Source organism: Paraburkholderia madseniana (assembly GCF_009690905.1).
Lineage (GTDB): Bacteria > Pseudomonadota > Gammaproteobacteria > Burkholderiales > Burkholderiaceae > Paraburkholderia > Paraburkholderia madseniana.
Genome location: NZ_VOSW01000082.1, coordinates 28,823 through 41,790 on the forward strand (window position 1 = coordinate 28,823; position 12,968 = coordinate 41,790).

Annotated in this window: 12 protein-coding genes; 5 read left to right on the forward strand and 7 right to left on the reverse strand. The window is 60.8% G+C overall.

The window, feature by feature from the left end; all coding sequences use genetic code 11:
- Positions 1-99 precede the first annotated feature (99 nt).
- Positions 100-1,086, reverse strand: coding sequence for an ABC transporter substrate-binding protein (locus tag FSO04_RS33090; RefSeq protein WP_154565790.1), 987 nt, complete (start codon positions 1,084-1,086; stop codon positions 100-102).
- Between the two features lie 349 nt (positions 1,087-1,435).
- Entirely contained in the window at positions 1,436-2,035 is a 600-nt protein-coding gene (locus FSO04_RS33095; protein WP_154565791.1) for an alpha-ketoglutarate-dependent dioxygenase AlkB family protein, read from the reverse strand.
- A 143-nt stretch (positions 2,036-2,178) separates the two neighbouring features.
- On the opposite strand from FSO04_RS33095, the gene FSO04_RS33100 reads away from it, so the two are divergent.
- On the forward strand, positions 2,179-2,763 hold the full coding sequence (locus FSO04_RS33100; protein WP_154565792.1) for a malonic semialdehyde reductase: 585 nt from the start codon (positions 2,179-2,181) through the stop codon (positions 2,761-2,763).
- Positions 2,764-2,786: 23 nt separating this feature from the next.
- Here FSO04_RS33100 and FSO04_RS33105 read toward each other — a convergent pair whose 3' ends face one another.
- Positions 2,787-3,116: a hypothetical protein gene (locus tag FSO04_RS33105; protein WP_154565793.1), complete on the reverse strand. Its 330-nt coding sequence runs from the start codon at positions 3,114-3,116 to the stop codon at positions 2,787-2,789.
- Between the two features lie 367 nt (positions 3,117-3,483).
- Here FSO04_RS33105 and FSO04_RS33110 point away from each other — a divergent pair, with 367 nt between their 5' ends.
- Positions 3,484-4,647 (forward strand): metallophosphoesterase, encoded by a 1,164-nt coding sequence (locus FSO04_RS33110; RefSeq protein ID WP_154565794.1) that lies wholly within the window; start codon positions 3,484-3,486, stop codon positions 4,645-4,647.
- A 129-nt stretch (positions 4,648-4,776) separates the two neighbouring features.
- Here FSO04_RS33110 and FSO04_RS33115 read toward each other — a convergent pair whose 3' ends face one another.
- Positions 4,777-5,301, reverse strand: coding sequence for a hypothetical protein (locus FSO04_RS33115; RefSeq protein WP_154565795.1), 525 nt, complete (start codon positions 5,299-5,301; stop codon positions 4,777-4,779).
- 662 nt (positions 5,302-5,963) lie between these two features.
- On the opposite strand from FSO04_RS33115, the gene FSO04_RS33120 reads away from it, so the two are divergent.
- Entirely contained in the window at positions 5,964-6,671 is a 708-nt protein-coding gene (locus FSO04_RS33120) for an MgtC/SapB family protein (RefSeq protein WP_154565796.1), read from the forward strand.
- Between the two features lie 162 nt (positions 6,672-6,833).
- Positions 6,834-7,088, forward strand: a complete 255-nt coding sequence (locus FSO04_RS33125; protein WP_028197420.1) for a GlsB/YeaQ/YmgE family stress response membrane protein — start codon at positions 6,834-6,836, stop codon at positions 7,086-7,088.
- Positions 7,089-7,153: 65 nt separating this feature from the next.
- On the opposite strand, the gene FSO04_RS33130 is transcribed toward FSO04_RS33125, so the two are convergent.
- The 3 genes from FSO04_RS33130 to FSO04_RS33140 form a co-directional block, all read right to left on the reverse strand.
- Entirely contained in the window at positions 7,154-8,668 is a 1,515-nt protein-coding gene (locus FSO04_RS33130; RefSeq protein WP_154565800.1) for an acetyl-CoA hydrolase/transferase family protein, read from the reverse strand.
- 192 nt (positions 8,669-8,860) lie between these two features.
- On the reverse strand, positions 8,861-9,076 hold the full coding sequence (locus FSO04_RS33135) for a hypothetical protein (RefSeq protein WP_154565797.1): 216 nt from the start codon (positions 9,074-9,076) through the stop codon (positions 8,861-8,863).
- Between the two features lie 168 nt (positions 9,077-9,244).
- Positions 9,245-11,410, reverse strand: coding sequence for an FUSC family protein (locus tag FSO04_RS33140; RefSeq protein WP_154565801.1), 2,166 nt, complete (start codon positions 11,408-11,410; stop codon positions 9,245-9,247).
- 202 nt (positions 11,411-11,612) lie between these two features.
- Here FSO04_RS33140 and FSO04_RS33145 point away from each other — a divergent pair, with 202 nt between their 5' ends.
- Positions 11,613-12,614, forward strand: coding sequence for a LysR family transcriptional regulator (locus FSO04_RS33145; RefSeq protein ID WP_154565798.1), 1,002 nt, complete (start codon positions 11,613-11,615; stop codon positions 12,612-12,614).
- The last annotated feature ends 354 nt before the right edge of the window (positions 12,615-12,968 follow it).

Consider the following 12,968-nt stretch of genomic DNA (forward strand, 5'->3'; position numbering starts at 1 on the left):
TCAGGCACCACTGGAGAAACCCCTGCGATCCGTCCGTACTTCGCTTGCGTTCTGCGTCTATCGTATGGATAGCTAATCAGTTAGCCATCACACTCCGCCTCAATATTTGCGTGTCGGCAAAGTCTGCGCCGCGACGCTCATCGGAAAGACAGTCTCTTCCGTCAGGATACGCTTGGGCAGCGGCTTGCCGGCCACCACGTCCTTGACTGCCGACATCAATTGCGGTCCCAGCAGCGGACTGCACTCCACATCGACGTTCATCTTGCCCGCGGCCATCGCCTGGAAGCCGCCCTTGGTCGCATCGAACGAGACGACGGTGATGTCCTTGCCCGGATGCATGCCGGCCTCTTCCATCGCCTGGATGGCGCCGAGCGCCATATCGTCGTTATGCGCATAAACTACATTTATTTTATTTCCATAAGTTTTTATAAATGCTTCCATCACCTGCTTGCCACCGGCAAGTGTGAAGTCGCCGCTTTGCGACGCAATGATCTTGAATTTGGGATCGCTCTTGATCACTTCGATCAGGCCTGAATGCCGGTCGTTGGCCGGCGCCGAGCCGACCGTTCCCTGCAGTTCCGCGATGTTGATCGGGCCCGGATCATTCTTATAGTGATCGGCCAGCCAATGACCACCGCGCCGGCCCTCTTCCATGAAGTCCGAGCCAATCATCGTTACGTACAGCGACGTGTCTTTCACGTCGATGTTGCGGTCAGTCAGGATCACCGGAATTTTTGCGGCTTTAGCTTCGCGCAGCACCGGCTCCCAGCCGGATTCGACGACCGGAGAGAACGCGATCACATCGACTTTCTGCGCTATGTAGGAGCGGATCGCCTTGATCTGGTTTTCCTGCTTTTGCTGGGCGTCGGAGAATTTGAGCTTGATCTTGGCGTCCGCCGCCGCTGACTTCACCGACTCGGTGTTGGCGGTTCGCCATGCGCTTTCCGCGCCGACCTGTGCGAAACCGAGGGTGATCTGTTTGTCCTGCGCGTATGCGCCCGGCGCTGTCAGCGCCAGTGCGCCGATGCTCGAGCAAAGCGCGAGCGCGCCCAACGCACGACATGCGGCGCGTCGTGTATTCGCCATGACTGTCTCCTGATCGTTGTTGTGTCGGCGATCCATCGAACCCGCCCGGTGTTTGCGGCCCTCACGGTGCGTGGATCGTGATGTAGCGTAGTGTCTGGGGCGTTAACCGTCCAATCATATGATTCGCGTCAGCGATACCAATTCTGGTATCGCTGGCGGTATCGGCAGTAACGGTGGACGTGGGCAATGCTGCGGGTTCGCTCGAGCATCGGCGGCGATCGAGCGTGGCGTTGGAGATGCTTTTTTATGCGCTTAAGTGCTCGGTGTGGCTTCGGGCCAGGTAGCGAGTGGGTGCCGGACTTTCGGGCCTTCGGACCAGGAGCGGCGCGGCTAACGGTCAGCCCGCAAGCTAGCGAGTTGCCCCGCGCGGCGTCACCCAGCGAAACGTCAGATTGATCCGCTCGCCGGCCACACGCGGCTCCTTCGGCACGCGATGCCGCCAGTCGGCCTGCGTGTTGCCCTTCATCACCAGCAAGCTGCCGCCTTTCAGCGAAAACGACTGCACGACGCCAGTCTTGTTGTGCCGCAAGTCGAAAGTGCGCGCGACGCCCAGGCTGATCGACGCAATCACCGGCTGGGTGCCGAGTTCAGGCTCGCGGTCCGCATGCCATCCCATGCTGTCGGTGCCGCTGCGGTAGCGGTTGATCAGCACGCTGTTAAAGCGCGCGTGGCAGCTTGCCTCCGCGGCGGCTCGCAGTTCCGCGACGGTCGCGGTCCACGGTTGCGGTACGTTGCGAATGCCGGAGTAGACGTAGACCGCGTCCGGTTCGCCCTGCCAGGCGGTCAGCCGCGGCAGCGGCACACGGCCGGCGGGCGTGCCCATCATGTCTTGACGCCATTCCACTTCGCCGATGAGTTGCGCCAAAGCGCGCGCCGCGGCCTCGGGCGCGAGCCACTCGGGATACCAGTCCACGTCGGGCGCCGGAAGGTCGTCGAAAAGGTCCGCCATAAGATTGCCCGAATGCGATTGCGTGCGCGACACGTGCGCGAGTGAGAACCTAGCTATTATGGCGGCAACGACGACGACGCTCACGCCTGTGGCTTGCGCTGTCATCCGTTTTTTTCACTCTGCAACTTCAACGGGTATCCATCATGATTCTTTCCGATCAAGCTCTCGACCAGCTCTTTCGCAAAGCGCGCACCCATAACGGCTGGCAGGCCAAACCGGTCGACAACGCCGTGCTCAAGCAGCTCACCGAACTCGTGCTGCTCGGCCCGACCTCGGCCAATTCAAGCCCCGGCCGCTTCGTCTACGTGAAAACGCCCGAAGGCAAAGAAAAGCTGCGTCCGGCCTTGTCGCCGGGCAATCTCGAGAAGACGATGGCGGCACCGGTCACGGTGATCGTCGGGATGGATATGGCGTTTTACGAGCATCTGCCGAAACTGTTTCCGCATGCCGACGCGCGTAGCTGGTTCGCCGGCAACGACAGGGCGATCGCGGATACGGCCTTTCGCAATTCGACGCTGCAAGGCGGCTATCTGATTCTCGCTGCTCGCGCACTCGGCCTGGACACGGGTGCGATGTCGGGCTTCGACGCCGCCAAGGTCGACGAGGCCTTCTTCGCCGGCACGACCGTAAAGTCGAACTTCCTGATCAATCTGGGCTATGGCGACCCGTCGAAGCTCTTCCCGCGCAGCCCGCGCTTCTCCTTCGACGAAGCCGCCCAGATCGTCTGAAAGCCCTTAAGCCGCCGGTGCGTTTATCTGAAGAGCGCCACGTAGAACACCACTGTGCCGATCACCGCACCGATAAAGCAAAAGCCTTCGTCAGCGTCGTCGCCATTGGAACGCAACCACGCGCCGACGACGCCGAACAGCCCTGCGATGCCGAGTGCAACGCATACCATCACCACGTCGAATAACGCGTTTTTGCCCAGCTCGGAGAAGTCGATGTCGCGCACGCCGAAGTACAAGGCGAGCGCCATCAGCGATATACCCACCAGCGGCAGCATGACGTGGCTGCCCTCTCGTCCGACGTGATGCCCATGAAGTACGTGGCGTACGTGATTGCCCGACCCAAGCAGTTTCATGATGCGCCTCCTGCCTCGCCCTCAACCGAGGACAAAACGAACCGCCGCTGGGCCGCGATGGCCCTGAGACGAGCCGGTTCTATTTGAGAATAGTGCACGCGAAACACAATTCAAAGCCCATTTAATTAGAGCGTCGCCGCAGTTCAGACGGCGGCATGCGGCAACGAGAATTGCTGCGTTGCGGTATCCACTTGCCTCGTCAAAAACAGACGTGTCCGGCCAGTCCTGGAAGCAGATCTGGCGCCCTCGGCAAGGGTTTGCACATCTCGGTAGAATGATCCGGCTCGCCCGTTATTTCATGATTGCAGTTGGCGAGCCGCCGCCGTTGCTCCGCTCGTGCCGGCCCCTTCCCGCCTCTATCCTCTCTATGCGCCGCTCATCGTTTCTTGTTCGATTCATCCTGATTGGCATCCTGCTGCATATCTACGTCGGTTTTCGTCTGATTCCCGACATGCCCGTCAGCATCACCGGCCGGTGGCTGTGCGCGTTGTGGCTGGTGCTGTCGATCTTTCTGATACCGCTCGGCATGCTGGCGCGCACCATCAAACAGCAGCCGCTCAGCGACCGCCTCGCGTGGGTCGGGCTGCTGGCGATGGGTTTCTTCTCGTCGCTGCTGGTTCTGACGTTCGCGCGTGACCTGGCGCTCGCCTCGCTGCTCACCGTCGATGCAATCTGGCCGAACACAATAGCAATCGCGCATTGGCGCATCGGCTCGGCGGCCGCGGTACCGCTGCTTGCGCTGCTTTCGACGCTCGTTGGCCTGTTCAACGCACGGCGCCGCGCCAAGGTCGTGACGATCGAGGTGCCGATCGACGATTTGCCGCCGGCGCTCGACGGCTTCACGATCGTCCAGATCAGCGATATCCACGTCGGCCCAACCATCAAAGGCCGTTACGTGGATGCGATCGTCGACGCGGTGAATCGTCTGAAGCCGGATCTGATTGCCGTCACGGGCGATGTGGTGGACGGCAGCGTGCCGCAATTGACCAGACACACGCAGCCCCTATCACGGCTCAGCGCGCGTCACGGGGCGTTCCTCGTGACCGGCAACCACGAGTATTACGCCGGTGCGAACGCCTGGATCGATGAATTCCGGCGCCTGGGGTTAAACGTTCTGCTTAACGAGCATGTGATCGTGGAACACGACGGCGCGCGCGCCGTGATTGCCGGGGTGACCGATTACTCAGCGGGCCATCATGATCCGTTGCATCGCAGCGACCCGGTTGCGGCCCTCGCAGGAGCGCCTGGCGACGTGCTGATCAAAGTACTGCTGGCACACCAGCCGCGCTCTGCCGAAGCAGCCGCGGCAGCAGGTTTCACACTGCAGCTATCCGGCCACACACACGGCGGGCAGTTCTTCCCATGGAATTTCTTTGTGCGTCTCCAGCAGCCGTTCACGGCTGGTCTCGCACGGCTGAACGGCCTGTGGGTCTACACGAGTCGCGGCACCGGCTATTGGGGACCGCCGAAGCGCCTGGGAGCTCCCTCGGAGATCACGCGATTGCGCCTCGTGCCCGGCGAGCCCGACTAAGGCCCCGGGCTAGAGTGCCGCATATCGCCGCATCGGAGTCATACTGGATTGCACTGCAAAAAAGAAACGCGGATGTCCGCAAAGGACATCCGCGCTTTGGCGCTGACGCGCCACGTCAGCCAATTTGCGTTACTGAGCTGGCGCGACGGCCACGCTAACCTGCGGTGCGTATGCCACCGACACTTGCATACCCGGCGTCACGCCGGCGACCTTTGCCGGCTCGCGGCCCTGAATATGAAACACCGCGCCATTCGGGCCCTTCAGGGCCATGATGCCGGAGGCATGATCGATCGCCTGAACTTCGGCGGTCACGTTCTGTACAGTGTTCTGCTGTACCGGTTGAACAGCCGCGCCGTGGCCGTCGGCACCGCGCGTCACGCTGACCATGGCGTTGCGCATCATGCGGATATGGACCTTGCCACCCTGCTTGATCTGCGCCAGGTTGCTCGTATCGGTAATGTTGAATGAAGCTTCGCCGCCCTGTGCGTCGAGCACAGTCACGGAATGTTTTGCCTGGTCGATCGACTTCACGACACCATCCGCCTGCAGCGTGCTGCTGCCTTCAAACGGCGCAGGCAAACCGGCGGCGAACGACACGAGCGGAGCCGCAGCAATCAATGCGCCGGCAATAACGCCGAGAGCTTTTTCTTTCATATATTCCTCAATTGGGTGAACAGCGGAAAAGAGACGACATGGTGCGGATCGGATGTGCAAGGTACAGCGCAAGGACAACCGAAAAATTTCTGGGCGAAACCCTGGGAAATGAAACGTGGATTGAGCACCCGAACCACACGACGTGTTTCGAAGTGTGCGAACAGTGTGTTTTCCGGGATGGACCTCGTCAATATTCGGAGTCCGTATTTATGCGAGGAAAATTCCGATCTTGCCGGGGAAAATTCTGCAAGCGACCCACAACACATTCCGCCACCCTGCCTCATCCCGGCTTGACTTAACTTTGCAGAGCTGCCTAGAATTCGCCCAGTTCATTTAACCGGAATCACGATCTTGGACAGTAGCAGTAGTACCAGTCGAGCTTCGATTCGCCCGATCGCCTGATCGGCAAGATTTCCGCGTCAGCCTTTGCCTGTCGCCGTCTTGCCCTCGGGCCCGACGGTGCACGTCGCTTTTACCCTCTTGCTGCAAGTGAAGCGCCGCATGGCCCGATGGCCTGCGCATGCTCCACGCCTTTTGCGTCGCGAGCCCCCGCTCGCATGCCTTGTCACGCCTGACCACGCTCGCGTTCCACCTGCGGATACGTGATGCTGTCATGCGTAAGGTTCACACTGTGCGAACACGCGCTTCAACCTCTCTTACCGATGACAATTGAATTCGTCTTGCGGCTCTTTGCCGCCTTTAGCTGCGGGGTCGCGATCGGCCTCGAACGGCAGATGCGCCAGCGCAACGCCGGCCTGCGGACCATCACGCTGGTCGCCAGCGGCGCGTGCCTGTTCGTCACGCTCGGCGTGCTGACCGGCAACGGCACCGCCGGTATCACCCAGATTGCCGCGTATGTCGTCTCCGGCGTCGGCTTTCTCGGCGGCGGCGTGATCATGCGCGACAAGGGCTCCATTCAGGGGATCAACACCGCCGCGACCTTGTGGTGCTCGGCGGCCGTCGGCGTATTGTGCGGTGCGGGGCATTACGGCCCGGCCCTCGCCGGCACCGCGGTCGTACTGCTGACCAATACGGTGTTGCGTGAAGTGAGCCGTGCCATCAACGCGGCGCCCGTTTCGGACGCCGACCTCGTGCGCGAGTATGTGCTGACGATCGTTTGCCGGGAGGCCGATGAAATTCACATTCGTACCGCGGTATCCAACTCAATGTATTCGACACCGCTGTCGTTCCAGAGCCTGACGAGCGAAGACGTCGAAGACGATACGGGACGCATTCGCGTTACCGCAACATTGAAGCTGCATCCGAAAGATCAGCCGAAGCTCGAACAGATGGCCAGCCGCATCAGCATGGAAAAGAGCGTATCGAGCGTGAGCTGGACGGCTAAAGATGCGGAGCCGACGCCTGAGTGAGCCACCTTGCGTAAGCTCCCCATATTCGTGCGCATCGTCTACACTTAGCTTGCAATAGATTCAGACAATGTTAATTCCGCGTCCTGAATATGGACTGTCCCATAACCTTCGACTAAGCTCTGTCACCGTGATTTCTTCACACTCAACCATGGAGTCTCGAATATGGAACACGGCATCATTGCATGGCTCATCATCGGCGCAATCGCCGGCTGGCTGGCTGGCGTGCTCGTCAAGGGCGGCGGCTTCGGTCTGATCGTCGACATCATCGTCGGGATTGTCGGCGCATTCATCGGCGGCTGGCTTGCCGGTGTGTTGCACATTTCGCTCGGCGGCGGCTGGATCGGGTCGATCATTACCGCTGTGATCGGCGCCGTCATTCTGCTGTTCCTTATCCGGCTTGTGCGGCGCGGCACCTGAGCGTAGCACCTGATGTCTTACGGCGTCGGGAGCGAATGCCACCTGACGCCGGTTTTACTTCGCGTTTAGAGACGCGCCTCTACTGCCGGCAACATCGAGCCGGTGTCACGCAGCCGCGTATGCCAGGTGAAAGCCTGGTCCAACCGATGCGGCGTTTGCCCACCCCATTGCAAGGCATCCCGATAGTAGTCGCGAAGCAGATCGCGATAGAGCGGATGCACGCAGTTTTCGATGATCAGCGTAGCGCGTTCCCGCGGCGCCAATCCGCGCAGATCGGCGAGGCCCTGCTCCGTCACGACTACGTCCACATCGTGCTCGTTGTGATCGCAGTGCGGCACCATCGGCACGACACTCGAAATGCGGCCGCCCTTCGCCATCGACTTCGTCGCAAAGATCGCGCATGACGCATTGCGCGCGAAATCGCCCGAGCCGCCAATGCCGTTCATCATGTGCGTGCCGCCGACGTGCGTGGAATTCACATTGCCGTATATGTCGAATTCCAATGCGGTATTCAAGGCGATCAGACCGAGCCGGCGAATCACTTCAGGATGGTTGCTGACCTCCTGCGGACGCAGCACCAGGCGATCGCGATAGCGCTCGAGTTCACCGAACACTTGCGCCTGACGCGCTGCCGACAACGTGATCGACGCACCCGAGGCGAACGTCACCTTGCCGGCGTCCATCAGATCGAAGGTCGAATCCTGCAGTACTTCTGAGTAAATTTCGAAGGCGCCGAAAGGCGAATCGACAAAACCGGCCAGCACCGCGTTGGCAATCGTGCCGATGCCCGCCTGCAACGGCGGCAATTGCGGGGGCATGCGTCCGCATGACACTTCGTGCTGGAAAAACTCAATCAGATGGCGCGCAATCAGCTCGGTTTCCGCATCCGCGGGCAGCACCGTGGACGGGCTGTCCGCCTTGTCGGTGATCACGATCGCCGCGATTTTTTCTGGCGGAATTTCGATGGCATGCGTACCAACGCGGTCTTGCGGATGCATGATCGGCAGCGGCTCGCGATTCGGCCTGCGGCCCGGAATCCAGATGTCGTGCAGCCCTTCGAGTGCGAGCGGCTGGGCAAGATTGATTTCGACGATGACCTTGTCGGCCAGGATCGCAAAGCTGGCCGAGTTGCCGACTGAAGTGGTCGGCACGATGCCGCCAGTTTCGGTGATCGCGGTGGCCTCGATAATGGCGACATCGAGCTTGCCGAGCTGATTCGCGCGCAGCATCTCGACAGTTTCAGACAGATGCTGATCGACGAACATCACTTCGCCGCGGTTGATCGCATCGCGCAGGGTCTTGTCGACCTGAAACGGCAAGCGACGCGCCAACACATGCGCCTCGGTGAGCATGCGATCCACGTCATGACCTAGCGATGCGCCGGTCATCAACGTAATTTGCAGCGGCTTGCCTTCCTGCCGGACGCGCTCGGCGAGTGCGACCGGGACAGCCTTGGCGTCGCCCGCGCGCGTAAAGCCGCTGGCGCCGACGCGCATGCCGTCCTGAATCAGAAGCGCCGCCTCGGCGGCTGAAGTGATTTTTCCGCGCAGCGCGGAGCAACGAATCCGGTCCTGGTACATGAAATCGAGTCTCTCCATAATCGCCCGTCCAGTCTACCGGTGCGCACGTCTGCGGTGTGCTTCGCTCAGTAGCCAGTTTATCGCACCAGCCGCGGCGTCTCGACGGGACGGCGTCGCGGCCAGGCGTTTCGTCGCGTGCAACATTCCCGCGACAGGTCTTACAGGTACTGCTGGTGTTGCGCGTGGCGCTGCTTAGCTGCCGAAGAAAATATTACAGAAACTCACAGGCCCTACGCACTCTTCAGCTTTGGCCTTCGGTACTGCGACACGGCGTTGCTCATCGACGCTCTTCGCGCGCGGTGCATTCGCCTGTGCGACCTGTTGTTCCGAGGCGGCAGGCGCCGTCTGTGCATGAGCGACAGCAGCGGACAAAGTGCAGGCAATCAGGGCAATCTTCAACACATTCATTTCGTTCTCCAGTTCTTACGATTCCGTCGCGCAGGAAGTTCTTTTTGGGGACTGCGCGGCGGTGAAGAAACTATATGACCGCCACCTACGCGGATAAACAGGGCTGGACGGAAGGGACCTTTCCATCTGGCAGAAGGATCGGGGCGCACGCCCGATCCGACGCGCGGGTCAACGCGTATGGAAAGGCGCGTCTTTGTCGAGCAACGCCGTGCGGATGAAGTGCAGGCAACTCAGGATGCGCTGCAGGTCGTGTCGCTGGTCCCGGTCGGCATGGACGGTTTCCAGCAGGTCCTGCGCGATCCACGTGGCCGCGCGCACGGATCCGAGCGCGCGCTCGAGAGCGTGTGAGTCCGGTCGCGCAAAGAGCCGCGCGAGGTCGTCGCAAGTCCGCGTGAGGCCGCTGTTCCAGTGCGAATGAAGAGTTTGCGCGTAGCCCGCACGTGCTGCTTCGTTGCGCAGATCGATCACGGCGTGCCCTACTTCGAGGGTGACGAGCATCCAGCGCAACGCATCACGGCGGCGTCGGGAGCGCCGCGTCAGTAGCATGCGCAACTGTGAGGCCAGATCGTGAGTGCTCGACTGAAAGCGTTGATTGAGTCCGGGCAGTTCGTCCTTGCACGCAGACACGACTTGCGCGCGCAAATCACCCTTGATTCTCTCGGTGAGCCACGGCATGTCCGCGGGAAACACCACCGAGAACACGATTGCTGCAAGCAATAACGACGCCGTGATCGCTATCCCATTGTTGATCAGCAGATCGGGCGCATACGTGACGACGTTGTCCGGCGCGGCGAGCAGGCAGAAGAATACGGAAAAGCCGATGCCATACCCTGCCGAGAGCTTGCGCGATGCGATGAAGGCGCCGAGTGCGAGCACCGGAGCGAGCATCGCGCAAAGCAGCGGAAAGCCGTCGATGTTCGGATATACGTAGCACGTAAAAAGGTAGCCGGTCATGGTCGCCAGCACCGCACCGACTGCCATCTGCACGGCCATTTTCGATGCGTTCGGCGCGGTCGACGTCAACGCACAAACCAGCGCCGCGCCGATCACTGCCAAACCGCCACTCGGCCAGTCGGTGGCGATCCAGAACCAGCCGGCGATCGCCATCACCACCGCCGACCTGGCAAAGGTAAACGCGACCACAAAGCCGTTCGTCCTGCTCACGTAGCGGCCGGCGGTGTACGGCCCAGCTCCCGGTTTGCGCCGCGCCAAAGACGCGTAAGTCTCGGAGTAGCGGATCCATTCATCGACAAATCGATATAGCAGTTCCGAGGCGGTATCGAAGTCCGCGAGCGATTCAGCGGGCGCGGCTTCCAGTGGCCGTCTCGTTTCGCGCACGCACCTTGGCAAGCTCGCCTGAAAGAGCCGCAAGCCGGCAGCTACGTGCGCTGCATCAGCATTCGCATCCCGCGTGGATTCAAGCAGTGCCGACAGCTCGCTGAAGTACGGCGTGATGGCGTCGACCCTCCAGATCGGGCCGCTGACACGCAGACGTTTGAGCAACTGGTGCAGCGCATGCAGCCGCGCACATGCGTCCATAAATTCGCCGTTCAGACGGCCGAGATGCTGGCTGCGTGAACGCATGGCCGGATCCTCGAAGGCAGCAAATGTTCGCGTCGCTTCAAAGCCGACGATCTCGTCGACGAGGTCCGCAAAGCGCCGTTCAAATTGGCAACGGTCGATTCCGCGACCCAGCACCTCGGCAGCGAACGCAGTAAAATTTGTATATCGAAGATGAAGTGCGCGCCGCAGCGCAAGACTGGAACGCTGCGGCACGATGAGCGCGCTGACTGCGCTCGAACACACGATACCGACGGCCACTTCCGCTGCGCGCGTAAGCGCCGCCAGAAACAGGTCGTGAGGCGCCGTGACATTCGGGATGCCGATCAAAGCGGCGGTATAGCCGGCCAGCACAAAGCCGTACCATCTGAAATGCCGATACCGGACCGCTGCCGCGAGACAGACGCTCACCCAACCGATCATGCCGAGCATGTACAGCTCGGGCTGCTGGACGAACAGCGCGCCGAGCACCAGGGCAGCGACCGTCCCCACCGCAGTGCCAAGAATCCGGTAGAAACTCTTGGCGAGCACCATGCCGCTGAACGGCTGCATCAGCACGAACACCGTGGTCATCGCGATTCGCGGCTGCTGGAGATCCAGAAACATGGCGATGCCCAGTGCCAGCAAACCCGCAGTGACCGTTTTCAGCAGATGCAGCCAGATCAGACCGTCGCTGTTCGCCCAGTCGCGAACGGCGGGACTGAGCGCCGGCAACATGACGCGCCACTGCCGGCGAGAATCCACGGTGGGCTTGATCGCATGTTGGCGTCTCATCATCAGAAAGCAACGCGTCTCGGTTTGTCGCTAAAAGAAGCCCCGGTGAACGCTGCGCACACCAGCAGGCAAGGCGCCGATTGTAAGAGCATGCGCTGCGCGTATTAATAGGACGGGCGCGGAACCTCCCTTCCAGAATGAACAACAATGGGCTTGCGGGACAGGCGGACAATACGGCTTCTGCCGTGAAATAGAAGGATCGATGGATACGCTACAAAATATGCGAGTGTTCGTGCGCGTGGTTGAAGCCGGTAGTTTTACCGCCGCCGCGCAGTCACTCAATTCGACGACTGGCGCGATGTCGCGCGCGGTCTCGGAACTCGAGGCTCATCTGCGTACGCGCTTGCTGAACCGGTCGACACGGCGGCTCGCGCTCACCACGGCGGGCGAGCGTTATTTGAAACGCTCTCAGCAGATCCTTGCAGATGTCGACACAGCGGAAGAAGAAGCAAGCTGCGCCCACGAACGCCCTGCCGGCGCTTTGCGGATGCACAGCTTTGCCAGTATCGGCCAGCATTACGTGCTGCCGGCCATCTCCCGGTATCGCGCGCTTTATCCCGAAGTGACCGTCGAGTTGACGTTGTCGCAGCGCATGCCCGACCTGTTCGAAGGCAGCGCTGACGTCGCTGTTATCGGCGCCTCGACTCTGCCGAATTCCGACCTCGTGTCGCTCCCGCTTGGTACAACGTTCAGCATCCTGTGCGCATCGCCTGCTTACGTGCGTGCTCATGGCGCGCCGCAACAGCCCAGCGACCTGGCGCATCACGAGTGTCTGATCTTGCACACGCCAGCATTTCCGGCCTACGAATGGGTGCTCGACGGCCCCAACGGCAGCGAGATGATGGAAGTGAATGGACCCGTGCAAGTGAATATTGCGGAATCGCTAATCGTCGCGATTCGCGAGGGAATGGGCATTGGTATGGTGCCGCTCTATGCAGCGATTGCCGGGCTGCGTGACGGGACGTTAGTCCGCGTGCTGCCTGAATATACGCTGCAGAAGATGAACGTTTACGCGCTGTATCCGTCACGCAAGTTCGTCGATGCGAAGACGCGGACGTGGGTTGAGTTCTTACGCACGCATCTACCGAAGGTGATTGCACGCGACGAGGCGTTACTTGCGGAAGTTGGCCAGATGGATGCAGTTGATGGCACTGTGCCTGTGAGAACGGCTGGCATTGGGGGCGGAGATGTCGCCGCGCACTGACGCAGTTTTTTAGCTGACGAGCTGGCCGCGCCTGTGGAAGGTGGCAACGTAGGTAACGAAGTGGCGGGACATTTGTGACGGCATCTATGGCCTGCCAGATAGCGGCAGTGTTTTCGTGACGCACCTCTCGGAATGGAGGTGCGTTGTCCCGCGGGTTGGGAACGAGAGTTAAGAGTCCGCGCGTGTGCTCGCTACGACGCCAGAGTCTTGGCGCTGAATTCAGAGCCGTAAACGCAGAAACCCCACCTTTGCGGGGTGGGGTTTCTGGTCTTGCAGGGGAGCCTGACGATTACCTACTTTCACACGGGAATCCGCACTATCATCGGCGTGGAGTCGTTTCACGGTCCTGTTCGG